This window comes from Pirellulales bacterium (genome assembly GCA_019636345.1).
In the GTDB taxonomy this organism is placed as follows: domain Bacteria; phylum Planctomycetota; class Planctomycetia; order Pirellulales; family Lacipirellulaceae.
Map to the genome: position 1 here is coordinate 101,423 of JAHBXQ010000007.1, position 23,558 is coordinate 124,980.

The 23,558-nt window shown below is 65.3% G+C and carries 14 protein-coding genes; 7 read left to right on the forward strand and 7 right to left on the reverse strand.

Annotation, left to right across the window (positions count from 1 at the left end; genetic code table 11):
- The first annotated feature begins 307 nt into the window (after nt 1-307).
- Complete coding sequence (katG, locus tag KF688_16175; GenBank protein MBX3427216.1) at nt 308-2,536, forward strand: catalase/peroxidase HPI; 2,229 nt, start codon at nt 308-310, stop codon at nt 2,534-2,536.
- A gap of 178 nt (nt 2,537-2,714) precedes the next feature.
- On the opposite strand, the gene KF688_16180 is transcribed toward katG, so the two are convergent.
- Nucleotides 2,715-5,015 (reverse strand): DUF4968 domain-containing protein, encoded by a 2,301-nt coding sequence (locus tag KF688_16180; protein ID MBX3427217.1) that lies wholly within the window; start codon nt 5,013-5,015, stop codon nt 2,715-2,717.
- A gap of 518 nt (nt 5,016-5,533) precedes the next feature.
- Here KF688_16180 and KF688_16185 point away from each other — a divergent pair.
- The 6 genes from KF688_16185 (at nt 5,534) to KF688_16210 (ending at nt 13,155) form a co-directional block, all read left to right on the forward strand.
- On the forward strand, nt 5,534-6,310 hold the full coding sequence (locus KF688_16185; GenBank protein MBX3427218.1) for a DVUA0089 family protein: 777 nt from the start codon (nt 5,534-5,536) through the stop codon (nt 6,308-6,310).
- 131 nt (nt 6,311-6,441) lie between these two features.
- Nucleotides 6,442-7,341, forward strand: coding sequence for a hypothetical protein (locus KF688_16190; GenBank protein ID MBX3427219.1), 900 nt, complete (start codon nt 6,442-6,444; stop codon nt 7,339-7,341).
- A gap of 169 nt (nt 7,342-7,510) precedes the next feature.
- Entirely contained in the window at nt 7,511-8,536 is a 1,026-nt protein-coding gene (locus tag KF688_16195) for a DUF4105 domain-containing protein (protein MBX3427220.1), read from the forward strand.
- A gap of 269 nt (nt 8,537-8,805) precedes the next feature.
- Nucleotides 8,806-10,173, forward strand: coding sequence for an APC family permease (locus KF688_16200; protein ID MBX3427221.1), 1,368 nt, complete (start codon nt 8,806-8,808; stop codon nt 10,171-10,173).
- Nucleotides 10,154-10,411 (forward strand): hypothetical protein, encoded by a 258-nt coding sequence (locus KF688_16205; GenBank protein MBX3427222.1) that lies wholly within the window; start codon nt 10,154-10,156, stop codon nt 10,409-10,411. Before KF688_16200 ends, KF688_16205 begins: the two co-directional genes overlap by 20 nt.
- A gap of 302 nt (nt 10,412-10,713) precedes the next feature.
- A complete protein-coding gene (locus KF688_16210; protein MBX3427223.1) occupies nt 10,714-13,155 on the forward strand; it encodes a hypothetical protein in 2,442 nt (813 codons plus the stop codon).
- Here the strand turns inward: KF688_16210 and KF688_16215 are convergent.
- From KF688_16215 to KF688_16240, 6 genes are all read right to left on the reverse strand, one after another.
- Nucleotides 13,145-14,185 carry a metallophosphoesterase gene (locus tag KF688_16215; protein ID MBX3427224.1) on the reverse strand — a complete coding sequence of 347 codons (1,041 nt, stop codon included), beginning with the start codon at nt 14,183-14,185 and terminating at the stop codon, nt 13,145-13,147. The genes KF688_16210 and KF688_16215 overlap by 11 nt on opposite strands.
- Before the next feature lie 142 nt (nt 14,186-14,327).
- Nucleotides 14,328-14,756, reverse strand: coding sequence for a hypothetical protein (locus KF688_16220; protein ID MBX3427225.1), 429 nt, complete (start codon nt 14,754-14,756; stop codon nt 14,328-14,330).
- A gap of 47 nt (nt 14,757-14,803) precedes the next feature.
- A complete protein-coding gene (locus KF688_16225) occupies nt 14,804-15,907 on the reverse strand; it encodes a DUF1559 domain-containing protein (GenBank protein ID MBX3427226.1) in 1,104 nt (367 codons plus the stop codon).
- A gap of 102 nt (nt 15,908-16,009) precedes the next feature.
- Nucleotides 16,010-17,650, reverse strand: coding sequence for a hypothetical protein (locus tag KF688_16230; GenBank protein MBX3427227.1), 1,641 nt, complete (start codon nt 17,648-17,650; stop codon nt 16,010-16,012).
- 256 nt (nt 17,651-17,906) lie between these two features.
- Nucleotides 17,907-18,680, reverse strand: a complete 774-nt coding sequence (locus KF688_16235) for a PEP-CTERM sorting domain-containing protein (protein MBX3427228.1) — start codon at nt 18,678-18,680, stop codon at nt 17,907-17,909.
- A gap of 829 nt (nt 18,681-19,509) precedes the next feature.
- Nucleotides 19,510-23,556, reverse strand: a complete 4,047-nt coding sequence (locus tag KF688_16240; protein ID MBX3427229.1) for a lamin tail domain-containing protein — start codon at nt 23,554-23,556, stop codon at nt 19,510-19,512.
- Nucleotides 23,557-23,558: the final 2 nt, after the last annotated feature.

Genomic DNA, 23,558 nt, shown 5'->3' on the forward strand with positions numbered 1-23,558 from the left:
GAATGAATTGGAATTATAGCTCCCGGGCCGCGATAATCCATGCGTGGCGGCTCGCCGACCAGCCCCAAGACCCCTGAAAACGGTCGCGCTTGTCGTGCTTTCGCTAGGAATTTCGTTACAAAGGAATCAACTCGTGGCTCTTCGAACCTTTTCCGCTCGACAGTCTTGTTCCTGTCGGCTTGCCGCGGCGCTGTTCGTCGTGGTTGCCGGCTTCGCCCTGGCTCGCGTCGCTTCCGCCGCCGGCGACGGCTCGTCGGACGGACCCGCACAGAACTCGCTCATCGCGAAAACCCATGGAGACGAAACAATGGAGACCAATGGAACTTGTCCGGTGATGGGAGCCGTTCGACCTGCAGCGGCCCGGCACACGGCGGCCGGGGCGATGTCGACCAGCGACTGGTGGCCGAACCAGTTGAATCTGAAGATCCTGCATCAGAACTCCCCAGGAGGAAACCCGCTGGGGGCGGACTTCAACTACGCCGAAGAGTTCGCGAAGCTCGACCTCGACGCGCTGAAGCAGGACCTCGGCGAGTTGATGACGACCTCTCAGGATTGGTGGCCCGCCGATTACGGGCATTACGGGCCGCTGTTCATTCGCATGGCTTGGCACAGCGCCGGCACGTACCGGGTGAGCGACGGTCGCGGGGGCGCCGGCTACGGCACGCAACGGTTTGCGCCGCTGAACAGTTGGCCCGACAACGTAAGCCTGGATAAGGCTCGCCGGCTGTTGTGGCCGATCAAGCAGAAGTACGGCAACAAGATTTCTTGGGCCGACCTGATGGTGCTGACGGGGAACGTCGCCCTGGAATCGATGGGGTTCGAGACGTTCGGTTTCGCCGGCGGGCGCGAAGACGTCTGGGAACCGCAGGAAGACATCTACTGGGGCCCCGAAAGCGAGTGGCTGGGGGACAATCGCTACACGGGCGACCGCGACTTGGAAAACCCGCTGGCCGCCGTGCAGATGGGGCTCATCTACGTGAACCCCGAAGGCCCCAACGGCAACCCCGATCCGTTGGCCGCGGCCCGCGACATTCGCGAGACGTTCGCTCGCATGGCGATGAACGACGAAGAAACGGTCGCCCTGATCGCAGGGGGCCACACCTTTGGCAAGGCGCACGGCGCCGCCCCCGCGGACAACCTCGGTCCTGATCCGGAAGCCGCCGGCATCGAGGAGCAGGGCTTGGGCTGGCGCAACAAGTTCGGCACAGGCAACGCCGGCGACACGATCACCAGCGGTCTGGAAGGAGCTTGGACCTCGACGCCGACGCAGTGGTCCAACGGGTACTTCGACCACCTGTTCGGCTACGAATGGGAACTCACGAAGAGCCCGGCAGGGGCCGCGCAGTGGACTCCCAAGGACCCGGCGGCCCAGGGGACCGTGCCCGACGCGCATGACGACTCGAAGTCGCATCCGCCGATCATGTTCACGACCGACCTGGCGCTGCGAATGGACCCGATCTACGGGCCGATCTCGAAACGATTCCATGAGAATCCCGACCAGTTCGCGGAGGCGTTCGCCAAGGCTTGGTACAAGCTGACTCACCGCGACATGGGACCCGTGTCGCGGTTGCTTGGCCCCGAAGCGGCCGAACCGCAGCTTTGGCAGGATCCCGTGCCGACGGTCGATCATCCGCTGGTCGACGCACGAGACGTCGCCGCTCTCAAGGTTAAGGTGCTGGCCTCGGGGCTCTCGGTGTCGCAACTCGCGACCACGGCGTGGGCCTCGGCGTCGACTTTTCGCGGCAGCGACAAGCGGGGCGGCGCCAACGGCGCTCGCATTCGCCTCGCTCCCCAGAAGGACTGGGCGGTGAACCAACCCGCCGAGTTGGCGAAGGTGCTGCGGACGCTCGAGCAGATCCAAGCGGAGTTCAACGGCTCGCAAAGCGGCGGCAAGAAAATCTCGCTGGCCGATTTGATCGTGCTGGGCGGGTGCGCCGCCGTCGAGCAGGCGGCGAAGCAGGCCGGGCACGCCGTCGAGGTCCCGTTCGCGCCCGGCCGCACCGATGCGACGCCGGAGATGACCGACGTCGAGGCGATGGGCGTGCTCGAGCCGAAGTCGGACGGCTTCCGCAACTACTTCGCGCCCGAGATCGATCGTCCGGGCGAGGAGTTGCTGGTCGATCGAGCGCAGCTGTTGACCCTGACGGCGCCGGAGATGACCGTGCTCGTCGGGGGCTTGCGCGCCCTGGGCGCCAACGCCGGCGGCGGCCCGTTGGCCCAACTGGGCGTGTTCACGGACCGTCCCGGGACATTGACGAACGACTTTTTCGTCAACCTGCTCGACATGGGAGTCGAATGGAAGAAGTCTCCGATGTGCGAGCACTTTTTCGAGGGCCGCGATCGCCGGACGGGCGACGTCAAGTGGACGGCCACCCGCGTCGATCTTGTCTTCGGCTCGAACTCGCAACTGCGGGCCATCGCCGAGGTCTACGCCAGCGACGACTCGCAGCAGAAGTTCGTCCACGACTTCGTCGCTGCCTGGAACAAAGTCATGAACCTCGATCGGTTCGATTTGGACCCGTCGAGTCGAAAGTAGGCTCAGGCCGTCGAGTTCCGAGGGCGAAGATCGCCTGCCGGGAACCGCGAGCGAGAGCGCCAGGGCGCCACGGATGGCGCTGATTGTGCGGAGCGAGAGTTCACGACGTCGCCGGGCGCCTGTTGCCAGGGTCCGGCGCCGTTTGCGCTCCCGTTTGCGCACGAGAGCAATCCGATCATCAGTCCGCCAGGACGGTCGTCTCTTTCGCCTGGGCGAAGTCCATTTCCCCGGTGGACTGGGCGACCGGAATCACAGGCACGCTCGCGCCGGCGCGAATCAGCAGCGCAATCGGGACCGGCGTCGCCGCGACTGTGCGCCAGCCCCCGCCTTGATGCGACTCTCCTGTCTGGACGTTCACCCAGTCGCCCGGGGGGAGATACATCGACCGGCGCGGCTGCGAGTCGGATTTGTTCACCGCGGCTGCAGTCTGCTTGCCGCCCGAGTCGCTTGAGCGAAACAGCGGGCCGACCATCAGTTCGCTGCCGAAGAAATATTGGTCGTCGACGGTCCAGGAACCGGGATCCTCGGGGAACTCGAAAAACAGCGACCTGAGCATCGGATGCCCGGCGGCGGAACAGGCTTCGGCCTGGGCTGCGATGTACGGCATCAGCTTGTATCGCAGTTCGACGGTGCGCCGGAAGTCGTCTTCGAACTCCGCGCCGTACTCCCAGGGTTCGCGCGGCGGCGCCCCGTGGCAGCGCGTATGACTGGTGAGAACTCCGAAGGCGAGCCAGCGGCGATACAGGTCGGCGTCGGGGCGACCGACAAAGCCTCCGGCGTCGTGGCTCCAGAAACTAAAACCGGACAGCCCCAGCGACAACCCGGCTCGCAGCGTCGCGGCCATGGCCGAGTCGGTGTTCTCAGCGTCGCCTCCCCAGTGGAGCGGGTAGCGTTGACTGCCGGCCCATGCGCTTCGGGCCCAGATGATCGACTCGCCGGTCGTTTCGCGGGTGAGTTCGGCGACAGTCTTGTTGTATCGCAACGGGTACAGGTTGTGCTCGTACCAGCCCGTCCGCCCCGAAGCATAGACCCCAGCCAGAGGGGCGTCCTCGCCGAAGTCGACCTTCACCGCCCCGACGCCCAATTTCAGCAACCCGGCGATTTTGTCCCGATACCAGGCAACCGCGCCCGGATTGCTGAAGTCGAGCACCGCGTCGAGCGCCGCGACCGATTCGCCCGCCCCGCGAACCGCGTAGCCGTTCTCGACGATCTCGCGGTAGAGCGAGTTTTTGCGCGTGAAATACGGCAACTGCCACAGGCTGATGCGGAATCCCTGTTCGCGCAGGTCGGCGATCATTTGCCGCGGGTCGTCGAAACGCGACGGCGAGAACCGATAATCGCATTGCCAATCGGTTTCAAACCAGCCGGTGTCGAGATGGATCACGTCGCAGGGGATTCGATCCTTGCGCAGCCGCGCAGCGACCGCGCGGACTTCCGCCTCGCTCTTGTAAGTGATCCGGCTCATCCATAAGCCGAACGACCACAGCGGCGGGGTCGGACTGCGGCCGGTGACCGCCGTGTACTCGGTGAGGATCTGCTTGGGCGTGCCGACGAATACGAACAGGTCCAAGTTCTCGTCGCCGGTCGAGACGACGGCCGCCTCGTCGAAGTCATGGCCGAAGTCGCAGGTCGTCGGGGCGCTGGTATGGACGAACATTCCGTAGCCGCGACTGGACATGAAGAACGGGATCGGTTTGTACATCCGCTGCGACTGGGCGCCCATGCCGTCGCGCGTGACGAGGTGAACGACCTGCCCCCGTTTGTTGAACCGCGTGAACGATTCGCCGCAGCCGAAGAGCATTTCGTCGGGAGCGAGCTGCAGCGCGGCGGCGACGCTACGGCCCAAATCGCGAGAGCGGCGAATGAACGAAAACGGAACGGGGGCGGAATACGTCGGCGGGTCGTCGAGCGTCCGCGTCCGCGTGACGAGTCGACCGTCGGCGTCGTAGATTTCGATCCGCCACGGGTTGCGCCGCAGGCGGACCTCCGCGGCCGCGCTGCGGAAGACGAACGCGTCCTCCTGCTCGATCGCGGTCCAGGAGGCGTCGCGCGCCGGAGGCCGGGCCAACATCAGCGACTGGTCGTCGCCTTCCGCTCCCACGGGTCCGTCGGCGCGCGTTGCGAATCGCAACCGAATCGCCCGAGGCGAGACGAACGTCACCGAGAACGGCAACGAGGGATCGCGCTGGTATTCGCTGGCGGGGAACTCGTTGGCGTCGGCGCGGGCGTAGGCGACGTCGACCTTGCCGAACGACATGTTCGAGCGACGCACGTAGCGGTCCCACCGGAGCAGGCCTTCGCCCGAAGCGAGATCGAGCGCCTCGACGGCCGCGGGCACAAAATGCACGGCCGTCGGGTCGCGAAAGTCTTCGCTCGCATCAATGGCGCCGCCGGCAGCGGCGGGCGAGGCCCCCGACGCTGCGTGCGGAGACAAAAAAAACAGGATGGCAACAGCAAGCGACGACGGGCGATTGGACATGAGCGTATGAGACTCGGCCAGCCGAGTCGTTCCAGGAGAAGCGGGAAAGGCCTCAGCGTCGGAGAGGCGTCATCAACGAGAACTTCGAGTCGAGGGTCTGGAGTCGAGGGATTCGAACGCGCGATCCCGCAAGTCGGGAATCGCCGTGGCCGACGGCGGTACGCCGCGCGGCTTGATGAACGGCCTGCGGGGAAGAGAAGCTGGAGGACGAACTGCCGTGAGAAATCATGGCAAGACTCAGATTCCATCAAACTGCAACCGGTGTCAGTTGTCAAGGCGCGCGCTTGGTCATTGGGCGTTGGAGGCCGAGAAAAATAGCCATTGCCGCCTGGGTGCGTTTCGCCACCGATGGCCTTTCCCTGGGGCGGCATCCCGGACCCCGGCGACATCGTTAGGCTCGTCCAAACCGCGGGATGAACTTCGGAGGCGCCCCCCTAGCCGCCGTTTGGGTCGCGGGGAGCGGCGGGCATCGTAAAAATTGACGCCGCCGGGGGCGGGGTCTAGACTGCAGCCGCAGGGTGAAAACGCCCGCACCTGTTCTCTTCTCTCAGCTTGCCAGGTTTGACGTCATGTCTCAGGTCTTGATTCGCGCCGGGATTCTCTGCGCACTGGCTGTGACGTCGAGTTCGATGAAAGCCGCCCTCGTCGTTGACGGCAGCATCTTCGAGGTGCTCAATTCTTCGGGCACGCGCATTGGGAGCACCGTCGACCATTGGCGCTTCAAGGTCAATAGCCCGGGGGTCGTCACGATCGACGTCCTTTCGTGGGAGGTTGATTTCCAGGATTGGGATTCGGATTTGAATTATTTGGAAGTGTTCGACGTAAACGGCGACGGAGAGATTGCATTCTTCGATTCCGTGATTTGGCTGTTCAACGACGACGGCGTTCTCGACGCGGGGGATGCGATTGCTACCAACGACGATTCCGGCAGCACGTTTGGAGACGGCTCGATCATCACTTACGATTCCTATCTCAGCCTCAATCTCGCTGCAGGAAACTACGTGTTGGCTATTGGCGCGTTCTCCTTGGATGTGAATGAAGCGATTGCCGGGCTCAACAATTCGACCCAATTTCCTTGGACGGCGAACGGCGTGAGCAATCCCACGCCGAATATCGACCACGGCGATTACCGAATCACCTGGACCGGCGATCTGGCCATTACCGGCTCTCCGCACGCGAGCATTCCGGAATCGAGTTCGCTGCTGTGCTGCGGGATCGTGGCCTTGGGGCTGCTGGTCCGAACGTGTTCGAGGAAGCGGCTGGCGATCGGGTTTCCCTTGGTCAGCAACCGTTGAGCCGACCCCGAGATGTGCATCTCGTGCTTTGGCACGGGCCAAAAGACTCGATCTGACAAAGTCTTAGGCCGTACCGGACGTCAATCTCGTGGCTCCGCAAAGAGCGTCGGCCGTTGCGTCACCCTGGGACCATGACCTGCGCTCCGTTGAAACTGGTCCGTGAAGCCAAGATCCGCGATCTGCTCCCCGATGCGAACGCACGGAGGCGGTTCGAGGCGAGTGGGGTCATGGCGCATCGCGGCGAGTTGTTCGTCGTGTTCGACGACGGGACGGCGGTGGCGCGGTTGGCCGCGGATCTTCGCCCCTGCGAGTCGAACGCGCTGGTCGGCACGGCGCCGCTGGATCAGGGCTACGAAGGGATCGCCTTCAACCCTCGCAAACGGCGGTTCTGTCTGCTTGTCGAGAGCGTCCCCGTCGACAAGGGGGGCGGCGTCCACCAGGCCGAGATTGTCGAGTACAGCGCCGCCCTCAAATTCGTGAGGCGGCGCCCGCTCGAGTTCATCTTCGAGTCGCGCAACAAAGGGTTCGAGGCGCTCGCCTTCGTGCGCCGGGGAAACAGCGACTACGCCCTGGCCCTTTGCGAGGGCAACAAGTGCTGCGGCGGCAAGCGCGGCCGGCAGCCGGGGGGCGGACGGATTCAGCTCTTCGAGAAGAAACGGACCAAGTGGGCCCACGTCGGGACCGTGAAGCTGCCCAAGTCGTTGCCGTTCGTCGACTTCTCGGGGATGAGCCACGCCGAGGGGCGCCTTGCCGTCGTCTCGCAGGAGAACTCGCAGTTGTGGGTCGGCGCGTTCCAGGAGTCGACGTGGCAGTGGCGCGACGAGGGACGAATGTACGAGTTTCCGCGATCCCCCCAGGGCAAGATCCGCTACGGCAACATCGAGGGGGTCGCCTGGATCGGCAAACGCCGGATCGTCGCGGTTTCCGATCGGCGCAAGCGGGACCAACCCCGGCGGTGCGCGGCGCAGGACCAGTCGATCCACGTCTTCGAACTGCCCCGCTCACGATCGGCCGGCGCGGGCGGAGCGTGAGGTCCCGATTCCGCGTTCTGCTTGGCTCCAGCGAGTCGGACTTTTGCTTCGACCGTCCTGGCCGAACGGACAGAAGTCGAGCTGCGCTCCTGCTATAATGCTTCCTTGGACGGCGTCGAGCGTCTTTTCGTCGAGTGCGTCCCCCCTCGGAGCGATTCGCCTCGTCGCCATGGATTCTCTGTTAACGGCCTTGATGGTCTTTGCCGGCGTTGCGATCCTCCTCTGGACGGCCGGGGCGATTTACTTCGATCTCGTCGGGGCGTCGACGTCGGGCAGATTGGCGGCGATCGCGTGGGTCGGCGCCTGGTTGGCCGCGTTCGCGCTATGGCAGCCCCCGGGGCGGCCGTTGCTGCTGCTGGCGGCGGCGTTCGTCGCGCTGGTCGCGTGGTGGTTCCGCCAACGACCGTCGCAACAGCGAAACTGGGATCCCCACTTCGCCCGCGTCGCACGGGCCGCGGTCGACCGCGATCTCGTGACGATCGAGAACGTCCGCAATTCCGAGTACCACGGTCTGGGAGACGCGACGGCCCGGTTCGAGACGCGCTGTTATCGGCTCTCCGAGTTGTGCGGGATCGACGCCTTGATACTCGCCTGGGGCTCGCCCTGGATGAGCCATCCCATGTTCGTGTTCGATTTCGGCCCTGACGGCCGGCTTTGCATTTCGGTCGAGGTCCGCTATCGCGTCGGACAGAAGTTCAGTCTCCTGCGGAGTCTCTATCGGCAGCAGGAGCTCGCGTACGTCCTCGCCGACGAGCGCGACGCGATCCTTCGCCGGACGAAGTTTCTGGCGGGGCACGACCTGTTTCTCTACAAGCTTCAGGCGGACGATCTGGCGATGCGGCAGTTCTTCTTGGAATACCTCGTCGCCGTCAATCGGTTGGCCGTCGAGCCGCGGTGGTACCACGGGCTGACGACCAATTGCACGACCAGCGTTTACGCCCAGGGCCGGGGGCACATCCGCTGGAGCTGGCGAATGCTCCTCAACGGCCGGCTCGACGAGCTGCTTTACGAGCGAGGACTCTTCGATCGACGGTTGCCGTTTGCGCGTCTGAAGGAACTGAGCCGAATCAACGACGTTGCGAACGAGGCTCCGACCGACGGGTTCGGCGATTATTTGCGCAGTCGCGTGCCGGGCTACGCCCAGACGGCCTCGACGGCAGCCGACGGGAAGGGGTCTAGCAGTCGGTTGCAATAGGGGACAGGCTCGCTCGCGGAGCGCCGCTGTCAGGGAGGCGGTATCGGTCCGCGAGCCAGCCCCCTCTTTCAACGGCCGGTGCGCGAAGGCTCAAGCGACGTATCCCGTGCTCGACCCGATCCAGCCGCCAGTCGCCATTGGAATCACTGCCGGCAAATCTTAGACTTCAAGAGCGGCAGCGAGCGACTTGATGCAGTGCTCGCAGAGACGCGCACCGCCCGCAGCGGGGTTCTGGCTCGCTGGACCGTCGTTTGCCCCTGCTCGGCGCCATGCCCAAGTCGTTTGGATTCTGGACATTGTCGTTCCTGGTCGTCGCCAACATGATTGGCGCCGGGGTGTTCACGACGTCCGGTTTTAGCTTGCGCGATCTCGGGACTCCGCAAGCGGTCGTGTGGGCGTGGGCGATCGGGGGGAGCGTCGCGCTGGCCGGCGCGACGAGTTACGGCCTGCTCGTACGAGCGATGCCCGAGTCGGGCGGGGAGTACCTGTTTCTCTCGCGGGCTGCTCACCCCGTGTTCGGCTTTATCGCCGGATGGGTGTCGCTGATCGCCGGGTTCTCCGGGGCCATTGCTTTCGCGGCCACGGCGTTCGAAGGCTATGCGTTGCCAAAAGAGTTTCGTCCCGCGTGGCTTCCCGAGCGATCGGTCGCCGTTGCGATCATTGTGCTGGCGGGTTTGTTCCACGGGGTGCAAGTGCGAGTCGGGGCGCTCGTCCAGAACGTGCTGGTGGCGCTCAAGCTCGTGCTGCTGGCGGCGATTCTGACGTTTGCCGCATCGCACTTGCCCGGCGGGGAGCCGGCGCGCGGAAAGCCGGTCGACTCCGGACTGTCGGGCTGGGGGCTCGCCTCCGCGCTGGCTACGAGTCTCGTCTGGATTTCGTTGAGCTACTCGGGGTTCAACGCCGCGGTCTACGTGGCCGACGAGGTGCGCGACGCCCGCCGCGTCGTGCCGCGGGCCCTGCTCGCCGGAACCTTGGCCGTGACCGTGCTGTACGTCCTGCTCAATGCGGCGTTCGTTTTCTCGGCCCCGCCAGAGCAGCTCGCCGGCATGGCCGACGTGGCGGCGATTGCGGCCCGGGCGGTGGGGGGCCCCTCGTTCGAGGCGTTCGTGCGCGGGACGATCGCCTTGTGCCTGCTGACGTCGGTGTTCAGCATGCTGATGGCCGCGCCCCGCGTGTACGCGAAGATGGCCGGCGACGGCTTGCTGCCGGCCTGTCTGCGGTTCGACGGAGCCGCTCCCCGTGCGGCGACGCTGGTGCAGGCGGCGCTGGCGATGGGATTGGTTTGGGCGTCGACGCTGCAGGGGCTGTTGTCGTACCTGGGGCTGACGTTGTCGTTGTCCGCGGCGGGGTCGGCCTGTTGCCTGTTTCTGCCGAGCGTGCGCACCAAACCGTTGTGCCATCCCGTACATCTGGCGCCGGCGTTCTACGTGACGGCGACGCTCGCGGCTGCGGCGATCATGACCTGCTTCGATCCGCGGCAACTTGTGGGCACGGGGCTGACGTTCGCCGCGGGGGCGGCCGCCTACGCGGCAAGGCGACGAGTCGTCCCACGCGACCAGCGGCTGCGATCGTTGCTCAGCCCGGGCGCTGTCGCTGGCCCCGGCACTTCGGCATCGGATGCCGCGAAGTCGGAGTGACCTTCCTCGCGACCATGCGGAGCGGCACGTTCCGGCGGTCGTCTGCGATCAGTTCCTGTGCGGGGCGTTCGGCATTACGTCGGCCATCCAGGAGCGGTCGCGCCCGTTCCTGGCCTGCGGGCTGCTGGCGACCCTCTGCCCATTGGTGGCGCTTATGCTGCGGCCCCCTCGGCTGCGGCAGATCCGCCTGAGCGAGACCTCGCCGGTGCGCCGGCGGCTCGTCGCAGTGCGTTTTTGAGCGATTTGCATTGCAAAATCTGTTCGTTGTGAAAGCTGCAATCCCAGTCGATAATTGAAGAGTGCAAGCCTGCTGCGGAAAATCGGGCCGTTCCTCAGGCGGGGCCGCCTTTGATCGCAACGGCTCGCTTGTTCCTTGACGCCTCGTGCATTCGCACCGAGGCGAGGTTCCCGCCACGGCGGCGATCGCCCCGGGCGACGTCCCTCGTCCTGCGTGACTCCTATTTCTAATTCTTGATTAGCAGGACTGCGGGGCGGCCCCATTCGGCGTCGCGACGGTCGCTCAACTTTCAGAGACGTTTCATGCCCCAGCACCATGTTTGCCGACTCCTCGGGGCGTTCGCGACGTTCGTCGTCGCGAATTTGATCTTTGCCGTCCCGGGCTTGGCCCAGATCAAGGCCTTTCCGCAGGCCGAGGGCTTCGGCGCCGCCGCCTTGGGGGGCCGCGGGGGCGACGTCTACCGCGTGACGAACCTTAACGACAGCGGCGTCGGCAGTTTGCGGTACGGGCTCGAGAACTCTCCGTCGGCCGGGCGCACGATCGTGTTCGACGTCGGCGGGTGGATCCAACTCAACAGCAAGCTGGGGCTCACCCGCAATCGCATCACGATCGCCGGACACACGGCGCCCGGGGGGATCGGCGTCCGGGGGGCGCAGTTTTCCGTCGGCGGGGACGACGTGGTCATTCGCCACATGCGATTTCGCCCCGGCAAGGCCGCCGGCAGCGACCACGACTCGATCAACACCAACGAAAACGCCCAGCGCGTCATCTACGACCACATCTCGGCCGAGTTCAGCACCGACGGCGGGTTCGACCTGCAAGCGGATCAGGTGACCTTGCAATACAGTTCGGTGTCGTTCGGGCTATTGACCCATTCGACCGGCGGGCTGATTCAATCCCCCTCCGGCGGGGCCGCGGGGAAGCTGTCGTTTCATCACAACATGTTCGCCCACAACCAAACGCGCAATCCCAAGGCCCGTTCCGAGTTGATCGATTGGCGCGACAACGTCATCTACAACTACCATAACGGGTTTCTCGCCGGCGAGTCGGAGACCGACGTCAACCCGAACTGGCGGGCGAACTTCGACGGCAACACTTACATCTCGAACGTCGGCGGCAACGCCGGCAGCGGCGGCCGGCCGATGATGACCGGCGGCCGGACCCAGAACTACGACCTGTGGTACGGCGTGAACGCCCTGGACCGCGACAGCGACGCGCAAGACGACCCGATCGTGTACGCCCGCGCCCAGGCGCAGGCCAACCAGCAGATCGTCAGCAGCGCCTACAACTGGTTCGCCGATCCGTTTGACGTCGGCGTCGCCGAGGTGTGGCAGAACGGCAGTCCCGGGGCGGCGTACACGCGCGTGCTCGAGGAGTTCGGCGCGACGCCCTGGGCGCGCGACGCGGTCAATCAACTGATCCACGATCAAGTGCTCAGCCGCACCGGCGTGCGGATCACCCGCGAGAGCGACCTGGGCCTCCCCAACGCCGGGTATCCGAATCTCAACCCGCTCAATCTGTCGGCCCCGCTCGATTCCGACGGCGACGGCATCCCCGACGCCTGGGAGATCAAGCACGGACTCAATCCGTTGGTCGCCAGCAACAACGGCGACTTCGACGGGGACGGCTACACGAACCTGGAGGAGTACCTCAACGATCTCGGGGCCTTCAAGGCGATCGGGCCCCTCGAGTTCGACGGCACGGGCCGCTACGCCGACTGGGGCAACTGGACCCGCCGTTGGGAGCCGTCGCGGCTTGACGACGTTTACATCCCGACCGGCACGGCCGTGGTCGACGCCGTCGGTCAGAAGGCGGGGCTCTTGCGGGTCGGCTCCAAGGCGGGCGACGCGGGCGCGCTGGCCGTCACGAGCGGGTGGATTGAGATCACTTCGGACTTGCAAGTGGGAGTTAGCGGCAGCGGCGTCGTCAACCAGACGGGCGGCGAGGTCCGCGTCCTCACGGGGGGCGTCTCGCTCACGGGGGGAAACTACAACCTCTCCGGCGGCTCGCTCGTCGCGCCGCAGGTGACGCAGTCTCCCGCGGGGAGCCTCAATCTCACTGGCGGTCGCCTGAGCGCCGGAACGATTCACGGCGACGTCGTCAACAACGGCTCGACGATCGCCCCCGGGGCGAGCCTGGGGTTGACCACCGTCAACGGCAATCTCACTCTCGCCAGCGGCCGTCTGGAAATCGAAATCGCCGGCACGGGCCTCGGGCAGTTCGATCGCATCGCCGTGACGGGCGCCCTCGCCGCCGGCGGCGTTCTCGACGTCAACTTCCTTGGCGGCTTCTCGCCGCAGGCGGGCGCATCGTTCGACCTCCTCGACTTCGCCAGCGCCAGTGGAGCCTTCACCCTCGACTTGCCCGCGCTGGCCCCGGGGTTGGCGTGGAACAGCTCGGCTTTGCTCGCCACGGGAGTCCTCTCCGTACAGGCCGCCGCCCTGGAACCGGCGGACTTCGACCAGAACGGCGTCATCAACGGGGTCGATCTCGGCGTGTGGCGCGCCGGATTCGGCGCCACCGGGCAGACGAGCAACAGCGCCGGCGACGCCAACGGCGACGGACGCGTCGACGGCGCCGATTTTCTTGTCTGGCAACGGGCGCTGGGCTCGGGCAGCTTCGCCGCGGCCGTCCCCGAACTGGCCGGCGACGTGCTGGCGGCCCTCGGCGGCGCCGTCGGGCTCCTCGTTCGCGGTTGGTTGACGACGCGCACGAGTCGCCCGAGCGCGTCGCTCACGCCTTGACGCCGTCAAGGGGCAGCGTGAATTGCTGCTGGTCGTCGGTCTTGAACGCACGGGTCGAGGGGCTGTAGGTCCGCACCAGGATCGACTTGTCGTCCGGCGGGAACTCCAGCAGCCGCAGATATCCCTCGCCGCCGTCGGCGCGATTCTGGTAGTTGGCGAGCAGTTGGTGGACCAAGTTGCCCCCGTCCCCTCGGCTGGCCAGCCGGCCGGCGCCGTCTTCGAGCACATGGCCGTTGAGCGTCAACAGAAAGTTCGCTCGACGACGCACGAGCCGCTGCCACAATTGCTCGCCGTCGTGACACCCGCCGCTCTTGCAGTTGCCGTAGACGTGCGGGTTCCAGTGCTGCGCGGTCCCTTTCGCCTGCCAGTCGTACCGCGTGTCGTCGTAGTACAAGTAAGCGTGCGTCGCGAGGATCAGTCGACAGTCGCCGTGCTTGTCGGCGACGTCGTTGGCCCAGGCGACCGTCGCCTCGCGCGGTCCCCATTCCAGCGCGAGAACGAGGTGCCGCCGCCCCCCCGCCTCGAAGACGTGGTAGCTGTTTTCCAGGCGTCCGGGCTCCATGACCCCGCCGAACGTCGGCCACCGAGCGCAGGCCTCGGCGGCAAAGTAGTCGTTGAGCAGCGTCGTCCGATCGTTGGCTGAACCCCCTTGTCCGTAATCGTGATTGCCGGGCGACAGCGAGTAAGGGACGACGCCGTCCAGAAGTTGCATGGCCGCTTGGGCGACCTTCCACTGTTCGTGGAGGTTGTCGTTGACGATGTCCCCCTCGTGAATCACGTACTTGATGTTCAGCCGCTCGGCGTTCTCGGCGATCCACCGGGTTTGATTGAAGAAGTGCCGATGCCACTCGGGCCGCGTCGTGTAGATCTGCGTGTCCGGCAACACGGCCAGCATGAACGAATCGGGATGCGTAAGCTCGACGGTCTCGCCGCGATCCGCCGCGTCGGACTCGCCGCGACAGATTCCGCCGACCAGCGGGGCCGCCAGAGGGACGGTCGCCGCGTAGCCGAGAAAGCGCCTGCGATTCATGGTCGTTTCTCCGTCGTTGCGAGTATTCGAACCAAGACGAAACGCCCGACCTGCGGTCGCAACTCGACGACGGCCATTCTGGCGCGGCGGCCGGTCGACGCCAATCGCTGTTCGACGACGTCGAGTCGCGAGCGAGCCGGTCTTATTCGCCCGGCGCTTGCTTTTCCGTCGGCCGGGGCACCTTGATTTCAATCGGCAGGACGTCGGTCGAGACGACCAGCGGCGTGGTCGACGCGTGGGCGTAATCCTTGGGAACGAGCAGCTTACCCTGGGCGTCGGTCGCGTAGTAAATGGCGACTTTGTGTTTTCCCGGGATGAGGCCGTCGCCGGGGCGGTAACTGGTGGCGCTCGAAAAGTCGCCCGCAGCGTTGACCACGGCCTCGGCCGGCCGCGGATGGGCGCCGTTCCGCGGTTCGACGTCCTGAACGGCAAACCCCAGGCGAATGCCGCTGGCGGGGATCGGCTGCCCGTCCTCGTAAGTCAGCCGACCGCTGACCGGGATGTATTGGAACGGCGCCTGGGGACCGCAGCCCAGGGCGGCCAGAACGCACACAAGACTCAAACGATGCATCACGCCTTCCAGACGAGTAGCGGGGCGGAGCGCGGAGCGGCTCACGATCAGGGGACTTCGAACGTCATGCCGTCGGCGGAGATGTTCAGCCGCTGCCAAACTCCCAACGAGCTGGGGGACGGGGGGGCCGTTCTGCCGACGAAGGCTTCGTACACGATCGGCCCCGAGTCGACGAAGTCAGTGATGAAGCGTACGCTTGCGTCGGCCAATGCGACGAAAGCCCCGCCCACGTGGACGCTGCGAATCACCGACTGGCCGCTGTCGACGGAGGCGGCGTCCATGCATTCGTTGATCAAAGTCGCGGCGCCCAGCTCGTCTTTCACGGCCTGGATTCCGTACGTGTCGTCGACGCCGGTCTTGCAGTCGTTGGGCTGAGTGGCGCCGTTCCAAGCATGCCGGCAGTGGAAATTCGAGCCGCACATTCCCATCGCCCAGACGCCGCGGCGGTCGAATCGGTGCAAGCCGACGCGCATTTCGCCGAGCATGATCGTGTTGGTGGTCCCGTCGGAGATCCGCCTCAGGCTCCACTTGGTCGTCGTCGGGCTGGAGACGATTCCCATGCCGACGTTGAAGTCGATCATCGTCGGCAGATCGTTCCCGCCGGAGCCCGCCCGCACGCCGGCGGCCTGCCGGTTCAGGTCCGAGTTCGGCCAGAACTGGAAGCCGTTGAGTCCGTAGTTGCCCCGGGCCCAATTCGTCCCTTCGATCGCGCCCTCGAACGGTTCGTTGAACCCCGCGTCGCTCGGGCATCGCATCACCGCCAGCGGCGTGCCGCGCGGCACGGCGTTCACCGCGTCCGAAAGGCGGGTCGTCGCGTTGATCATGAACGAGTCGAACAGGGCCTGTTGCTCCAGGTACGGCAAGACGTCGACGGCCCAGGAGCCGAAGAGCCGCTGCGGATAGAGGGGCTCCATCGCCAAGTCAGGCAACGTCACCGGCGGAGGGAGATGCCCCTTGGCGTCGTTGAAATGGACGACCGCCAGGGCGACGTTCTTCAAGTTGACCATGCACTGGGAACGCCGCGCCGCCTCGCGGGCCGATTGAATCGCCGGCAGGAGCAACGCCACCAGCGTGCCGATGATCGCGATGACGACCAGCAGTTCCACAAGCGTAAATCCGGCACGCTTCTTTCTCGACCCACGGCAGGTCATGATCGGCGTCCTCGCAGTCCGTTGATTTGTTGGGTCCGTCGTTTTCATGCCGGCAAGCAGCCAGGCCGACCTCCACGGAACATCGCCGTGGGAGCCGACTCGTCATTGTCGGCGTCGCTTGCGTCGCGCGAGGATCGCCGCCGTCCCCGCGGCGGCGATCGCCCAGGCGCTCGGCTCAGGCACGGCAGACGCCGCTGCGACCGACAGGGCGCTGTTGCCGAATTGGCGTTGCCAGACGAGGAAGTCGCTGCCGTTAGTCAGGAGATCGTCGTCGGCGTCGCCCGCGCCGGTCGTTCCGTACGCGCTCTGCCAAATCGCCAAGTCGTCGCCGTCGACGGCCAGGTCTCCGTTGAAGTCGGCGTCCAGCGCGATGCGGGTCAGCAAGCGAAAGTTGTCGATCTGATAGACGGCGCCCGCGTCAGTGCTGGTGCTAATGCCGATTTCCAGCTCCGTCGTTCCCACAAGCAATCCGTCGACGGCAAGGTTCTTCGTGCCTCCGCCCGGGGCCTCGTTGAACGCCGAGAGGGGGATCTGCATCGTTCGCCGCGTGCCGGGGAGAGCGCCGTTGATGTTGAAGTTCGGCGCGGCCGCTTGGTAGAACGCTCCCGTGCTGTCGGCAAAATGGACGGCGAAATTCGTAAACGAGGGATTGAGCGGAAACTGATCCTCGTACGTAACGTCGAACGCCACGAACTCGGCGCCGTTGATCTTTGCGACCAAGTCGTCAATCTGACCTTGAACTCCCGGCGTCAGCGTTTCGGACAGGCCGAACTGGCTTCCCCAGGTGAATCCGCTCGGCAACGATCGCCGGTCGATCTGCAACGCGTACGAGCCGTCGCTGGCTCCGGTCGTCGTGATCGAATGGACGTGTCCTGGCTGCAGCGTCGCGCCCGGGGGAGGCGAAGGAACGTCGACGGTCGTCACCCACCCCTCAAAGCGTTCGTCGACCCCAGGGGTCGCGGGATTGTCGGGCGTTTCCCAGGAGAACAACGTGTCGGACTTGTAGGTCGGCACGCCGAGCATGCGAAAGTTGTCAAACGCGTAGCTCAGGGAACCGGTGACGCCGCTGCTCGACTGAAACCCGAAGCTGAAGAAGGTCGAGGCGTTGGAGAGCGTCAGTCCGCGGGGAGTTCCCTCGGGCGTGGCGGCCAAATCGGCGCCCATGGGAATCACGGCGCGATACGTCCCTCCCCCCAGCGAGGTCAAGGTCACCCCGTCTTCAAGAGACGACACGTCCAAGGACGGATACGTGGAGCCGACGTTGCCCACGATGAACCGCCCCGTCCCGTATTGCCGAAAACCGCCTCCCCCGGCCGTGCTGCTGTTGACCCACACGCCGATCTGCAAGTAGGGGTTCGTTTCGGCGTTCGTGACGCCAGACAGGTCGGGCGTGAAGTCGAATTGGATCTTAGGATGCTTGCCTTGCGCGATCATCGCGGCGGCTTGCTGGAAAACGAGGAACGTCTCCTGAAAGCCCGCGGTTGCGGAATTGAAGGTGGGAACGATTGCGATATTGTTGACGAAGCCGCCCGGAATATTGCCGACCAGCAGCGCGTGCGACCCGTCGGTCGCGCCGACGGTCGTCTGAGACAAGGTCACTCCCGCGACCGTGTTCGCGGTCCAGCCGTCCGTGCCGTCTTCAAAGGACCACAGAACGACGCCGTGGGCGACGCCGGAGACGCTTGCGCCGCAAACCGCCAGGACGATCGTTGCGAGGCCAAACGTGCGCCGCCGGAGACTCATGGCCTCTCGTCGCTGTGCTTTCTTGCCCTCTCGCATCACGGTGATTCCTCTGTTCGTGTTGGGCGATCGATGGGGGAGACGTCGGAGGACGAGTCGACTGTCCGGCGGGAGCATGCAACATCGCTCGGGCAGGCGACGTTGAACGGCAAACAGCGTCTCGTCGACGAGGAATGAATCGAATCTTGCGCCGACGTTGGCGGGAGTTCCGCGAACGTCGGCGCTCGGCGATTCGACGAGCTCGAACGGGACGTCTGGCTCAGGCCTGGAACCGACGCCGCACGATCGCGATCCCGGCCAGCGACGCGAACGTCAAGACCAGTGCGCTCGGTTCGGGGATGTTGTTGAATTGAATGTTGTCGATGGCGACGTCCACCGTGCCTTGCCAACCGCCGTTGGTCTGAAACGCCAGGGTGTAGAACGTCGACGCGGGGCTGAGCGACAGCGACTTGCCGATGCCGGTCGGGATTTCGAAACGATATTGGTTCGGCCCGAGCGTCGTCATCGTGACGCCGTCGTTGGTCGCCGCGACGCCGAGACCGAGCGGGGAGTTCGTGTTGCCGGTGACGAAGGCGCCCGTTCCATACTGCCGAAATCCGCCGACGGAGCCGACCGTATTGCTGTTGAACAGCGGGCTGATTTGGAAAAACCCGTTGGCCGTCACGTTCGAGAAGTCGAAGGTCAGGTCGAACTGGAGCGTCGGGTGGAGTCCCGCCGCCATCGCCGACCCGGCTTGGCTGAAGATCGGGTAGACCGCCGTGAATTCCGCCGTCGCCGCGTTGAACTGCGGCGTCCGGGCGGGGTACTGCTTGGTCCCCGGCGTCAAGTTGTCGATGAGCAGAGCCTGCGTCCCGCCGGTTGCGCCGAACGCCGAAGTCGTCGTCGTGGCGACTCCCGCAGTCGCAAACCACCCTTCCAGTCCTGTTTCAAACGAGGCGATCAGCGCACCGCTGGCGCTGAACGGTAAGCACCCGATCGCCCACGCCGTCAGCGCAGAGCGAATCGCCGAGTTGCCGCCAAACCACAGTTTCATGAGACGCCTCCGTCAATCAGGGGTGAAAAGCCAATCGCCAGAATCGAAGAGCTCGATGCAACCCCGGCGGCTTTCCGCGGGCAGAAGACGATTGCTGTCGCCGTCAAACCAGACAGTCCGGTCGTTGCATCCGGTCGTGAAAGGTCGTAATCGTCCCGCGATGTCGCACAGAATCGAGAAGTCGTTGACTTAGCCGATCGGTTTGCCGCTTGCTTGAAACTGTGCACGAGCATGACGCCGCATCAGCCGCAAACACGCAATCGCCGACATGCCGCAAACAAATCACTCCGCCCGAGGGTTGCACTGGACAGGCACGGCCGGACGGCTGCACGCAAGACTGCCTGAATCTCGTGCAGCGGGCGCGGACGCCAGTTTCCCTCGCCTTATTGCTGCTACTGTTCGTGGCACGGCGCCGTGATCGCGCAGCAACGTTTCGGCAGAGAAGGCCCTTTCTAGTGCGTTCCCGAGGAGAAGTGAGACAAGCGCCGCAGCAAGATTCGTTGGTCGCCGGACTGTTCGAAAATCCGCACGACTTTCCCCATTCTTGTTTCAAAAACGGCTAAGTCAAGTACTTTCGCAAGGCGTTTTAAGCGTTTATGTGAAAAGTCTGGCTGTCGTGAGAAAAAGAGCAGAATCTCCTAAAAGCGCAAATCGCTAGCGCCGGCACGCATTGGGTGCCCCCTGAAAGTCGCGTTCCCAGAGAACAACGCGCGGGAAGCGGGCCGTCGAAGGCCGCGCCGCAGGCAATGCGCCCCCGGCGCTTTGGCGGCGATCGCGATTCAAGTTGGATTCGTCGCGTGGTCGGGCTTCGCCTTGCCGCGGCGAACGCTCACCAAGTTTCCCAAAACGCTTCAGACAAGATATCGGACTTGAGACTCGACGAAGCGTGTACCTTGCGAGCTGCGCGAATCGAGAGGACTTCGTCATGGTCCGACAGGGACGCGTCCTGATCATCCCATCGCGGTCGCGGGGCGGTCGCCCAGGAGGTGCGCTCCAGGCGGTTGACCGCGAAGGCCGCGTCGACGTGCTCGACTTGGAACTGTCGGCGGGGTCGTTCGTGCGTCGGCTGCTCTGAGGACTCCGCGACGAGGAACCAGCGCGGGGAGGTCGCCGAGTCGCCGGCGTCGGCGAGCAGCAGCGGCTCGTTCGCAGGTTCGACCAGCGCCGCCGCGATCGCCAGCGAAACGCTCTCGCCGTAGTTGGCCGCCCAGAGCCCGCGATCGGCGGCGTCGACGTTGCGGTCGCCGTCGGCGTCTCCCGCGGCGGCGGAGCCTTGCAAGGCGGGCGTGCCGAAGCCTCGTTGCCATGCCAGGAAATCGCCGCCGTCGACGCGTCCGTCGCCGGTGAAGTCGCCGACGATTGCGGGCGCCTCGCCGGAGGTTCCGGGCGAGCCGCCGACGTAGTAGCTCGCCCGCCAGTTCGCGGGGTCGGAGGGGTCCCCCAAGGGATCGATGATTTCCAGCGACTTGCCGCCGCCGTCGGCCTCGAGCGGCCAGTCGGCGGCGTCGTCGTAAACGAAGTCCTGCAGCACCTCGCCGAGCGGCCCCAGCAGCGCGATCCGCTCCCCGCCGTTGCTCAGGTTCTGGTCGAAGTATCCCGTGACCGCGACGTTGAGCCCGGGGCCGTAGGCTTGCAGGAAGACGCTCGGCGAGCGGGCGACGACGATCCGCTCGCCGGCTGCGAGCGTGAGTCCCGTCGGGAACGTATAGCCCGTATTCGAGAACTCAGTGATCCGCACCCCGTCGAGACTGATCGGGGACGCGCCGGTGTTTTGCAACTCAATGAACTCGAGATTCTGCGTGTCGGTCACGCCGGGCAGCGACGCCGGGTTGTAGTGGAGCTCGGTGATCCGCAGCGGGAAGGGAACGTCGAGGAGGAACGTCGCGTCGATTTCCGCGCTCCAGTCGTTGGCGACTCCCGCTTGGGCGGCGTCGAACACGCGGGCCCGCACGCGCACCCCTGCGTTGATCGCGAGCGTGGTCGAACCGCCGGGCGCCGCGATCGCGCCGGGCGCCACGCCCCCGCCGGCCGTGCGCGGGTCGCTGCCGTCGAGGGTGTAGTAGAGGATGCCGCCGGCCGGCGAGCCCGCCGGCTTGGCGATCGTCACTTGCGTTTCCGCTGCCACCGTGCCGCCGTAGTTGGTGAAGGTCGGCGCCCCGAGCGTCGTTCTCCATCCGCGATTTGAGAACTGATTGAGGACAATCCCCGTGCGAGCGGGGAAGTAGCTGGTCAGCAGCGAGTTCTGACGAGCGAGCCATTCGGCGCGGGTGTAGGGATTCCCCGCGCCGACCGGGTCGGATGCCGTCGTGTGATTGTCGCCCCAGCGGGCGCTCTCGCCGACGATCGCCCGATCGATTTCGTCCATGCGGGCCTGATAGACGCTTGCCGCACCGGCGGGAGTCAGCAGGCCGCCGTTAAAGAAGTGCTTCTGGGCAAGATCGTTGAACCGCAGGCGGAATTCCGTGTTCGCGATCAGGCGCTGGAAGACCTCCGTCGGGCCCCCGGAGTTGTTGAGGTTCGTGCTGTCGCGGTTAACGTCTTTGAGGACGTTCTCGGCGTCCCAACTGTGGTACCGCCATTTCCCCTCGGGGTCGACCCGATTGAACGAGGCGTACCAGTTCTGGTGGGCCCAATCGTCGTTGCCGACGTAGTAGTTGACGAGCATGTAAGCGATGAAATCGTCGACGTCGATCTTCGCGGCGGCGGCCAAGTAGTTGGCGTGGACCGACATGTCCTGCCGCACCAGATTGAGCATCGCCGCGTAGTTCGTCAGCGCCGAACTGGGGTTGTTCACGTCGGTCGAGACGACGGTCGCAGCGTTGTGTTTGATGACGTCGTAATCGTCGTCGTCGCCGCCGAGGTAGGATTCCGCGAAGTGCTCGTCGGGCCGCTCGTGCATGTCGTACAGCCCCCAGTAGAGGCCGTTGACGTAGAGATGCACGAACCGGCTGTGGGGCGCGGCGCCCCCGGCGAGGTTCTGCAGATCGGCGACGTAGGCGTCCTGGACGTACATCGCGCGGGACCGCTGGTCGACGGCGTTGATCGTGCCGCCGTAGGCCCAGGTGTAGCCCATGTGGGCGTCGAGCACGAACGTGTTGAACTGGACCGCAGCGCCGGCGTCCCGCTCGCCGTTCGTGTAGACCGTCGCGTCCAGTTTTTCGGGGCCGTAGGGCTCGGTGAACTTCACGCGCATCGACAGCTTGTCCATCTTCCAGCGGTCGTCGCTCGTGCCGCCTTGGATCTCGATCCCCGCGTTGATCTGGAACTGATTCGTCCCGTCGGCGGTGATGTACTCCATCGAGACGGCCCGCTCGATCTCCGAGGCCGTCGGGTAGATGCCCTGGCCCCCGCCGCCGAACCAGTCGTTCCACGGCATGACGAGCGAGACCGTGGGGACGGCCTGAAGATCGTTCTTGATCGTGCCGGAGTAGAGCGGATTGTTGACGACGTCGGGGTCCATGGCCCAATCGGGGCCGGCGTACCCCCAGTTGGCCACCGGCGGCAGCCCCGCCCCCGATTGTTGAATCACGTCGTCGAGAAAAATGTACGTCTGGGTGTCGACGTTCGTCGGGGTGAAGCCGGTCTTGAAGGCGGCGGCCCGCAGCGTGGTGGTCTTGTTGATCAGCGGCGGATTGGCCGGGTTGTAGATCAAGCCCGTGGTCGCCGTCGGGACGCTGCCGTCGGTCGTGTAGCGGATCTCGGCGCCTGAGGTGGCTGACGTGATCGCGACCGTGAACGGGGCGGAGTAGAAGCCGCGGTCGACCGAGAATTTCGTGTCGGCCACGATCCCCAGCGTCCCCTCTTGGTTGGCCCCGCCCGGGGACGGCGCGACCATGTAACCGGTCACAGCCGTGCTGAATCGCGTGGCCACCAACAGCGGCGCAATCAAGAAGTCGCTGCTCGAGGCCGGGCGGTTCAGGCCGTGAATGGCCAGCATGTTCTCGCCGGCGACCAGCAGGTGGCGATACGCGCTCAGGTCGAGTTCTTCGTAGACAACGGCCAGATTGTCGGAGTGAAATTGCGTAGCGATCGAATCGTAGCTTAAGGTCGCCGGGGCGTTCCGCTGCCCCGCCGCCGCCGGAAGCAGCGTTCCGTTGAGATAGACGGCGAACCCGTCGTCGTACCTCATCCGCAGGACGAGCGCCGTGACGTCGTCCGGATTGACGACCGGAAACCCGTACCGGAGATACGCCGACCCCCGCACGTTGTACATCTGCGGGCCGACGTCGACATTGAAGTACGGCAGATACGTCGTGTCGTTGTCGTAACCGACCCCTCCGACGCCGCTCAGCCAGCTCGAGTCGTCGAAGCCGGGGACGTACCACGTCGTCGATGTGCCGGCGTCGGGGACGAGCGCCTTGACCGGCGCCTGATCGCCCACCAGATTTTCGTTGATCAGCGCCTGTCCCCCGCGACCGTACGAAATGTCGGCGAGTTGGGCGGGGAACGGATCGAACGCGTCCACGACGGTGACGCCGTCGGGCTGCACAAGCGCGAGATACTCGCCCTCCGAGCTGAGCGCGAAGTTCGTATGGAGATTCTGTCCGGGGACGGCGCGGTCTTTGCCCGAGGCGAACACGACCAAGTATCCGTTCGCCGGAATCTCGACCGCCGGGAAGGTCCACCTCGTCAGATTGTCCTCGTTGTCGGTGAGATGCCAGCCGGCCAAGTCGATCGCCGCGTCGGTCGTATTGCGCAGCTCGATCCAGTCGGCCCGGAAGCCGTCCTCGTCCTGGAGCCCCGACTGGTTGACCGCCAGGAATTCGTTAATCACCACGCCGGTCAGCGCCAGGCGCGGTTCGAGCCGCTCGATGCTGAGCGTGAGGGGAGTCGCGGAGCGCGCCCCGGACGGGCGTCGTGTCAGGCGGTCGATCATCG

What these genes read in the sequence shown, in the direction of transcription:
- katG (MBX3427216.1), top strand. Translation starts at nt 308, where the DNA reads ATGGAGACCAATGGAACTTGTCCGGTGATGGGAGCCGTTCGACCTGCA.
- KF688_16180 (MBX3427217.1), bottom strand. Translation starts at nt 5,015, where the DNA reads ATGTCCAATCGCCCGTCGTCGCTTGCTGTTGCCATCCTGTTTTTTTTG.
- KF688_16190 (MBX3427219.1), top strand. Translation starts at nt 6,442, where the DNA reads ATGACCTGCGCTCCGTTGAAACTGGTCCGTGAAGCCAAGATCCGCGAT.
- KF688_16195 (MBX3427220.1), top strand. Translation starts at nt 7,511, where the DNA reads ATGGATTCTCTGTTAACGGCCTTGATGGTCTTTGCCGGCGTTGCGATC.
- KF688_16200 (MBX3427221.1), top strand. Translation starts at nt 8,806, where the DNA reads ATGCCCAAGTCGTTTGGATTCTGGACATTGTCGTTCCTGGTCGTCGCC.
- KF688_16205 (MBX3427222.1), top strand. Translation starts at nt 10,154, where the DNA reads ATGCCGCGAAGTCGGAGTGACCTTCCTCGCGACCATGCGGAGCGGCAC.
- KF688_16210 (MBX3427223.1), top strand. Translation starts at nt 10,714, where the DNA reads ATGCCCCAGCACCATGTTTGCCGACTCCTCGGGGCGTTCGCGACGTTC.
- KF688_16215 (MBX3427224.1), bottom strand. Translation starts at nt 14,185, where the DNA reads ATGAATCGCAGGCGCTTTCTCGGCTACGCGGCGACCGTCCCTCTGGCG.
- KF688_16220 (MBX3427225.1), bottom strand. Translation starts at nt 14,756, where the DNA reads ATGCATCGTTTGAGTCTTGTGTGCGTTCTGGCCGCCCTGGGCTGCGGT.
- KF688_16225 (MBX3427226.1), bottom strand. Translation starts at nt 15,907, where the DNA reads ATGACCTGCCGTGGGTCGAGAAAGAAGCGTGCCGGATTTACGCTTGTG.
- KF688_16230 (MBX3427227.1), bottom strand. Translation starts at nt 17,650, where the DNA reads ATGAGTCTCCGGCGGCGCACGTTTGGCCTCGCAACGATCGTCCTGGCG.
- KF688_16235 (MBX3427228.1), bottom strand. Translation starts at nt 18,680, where the DNA reads ATGAAACTGTGGTTTGGCGGCAACTCGGCGATTCGCTCTGCGCTGACG.
- KF688_16240 (MBX3427229.1), bottom strand. Translation starts at nt 23,556, where the DNA reads ATGATCGACCGCCTGACACGACGCCCGTCCGGGGCGCGCTCCGCGACT.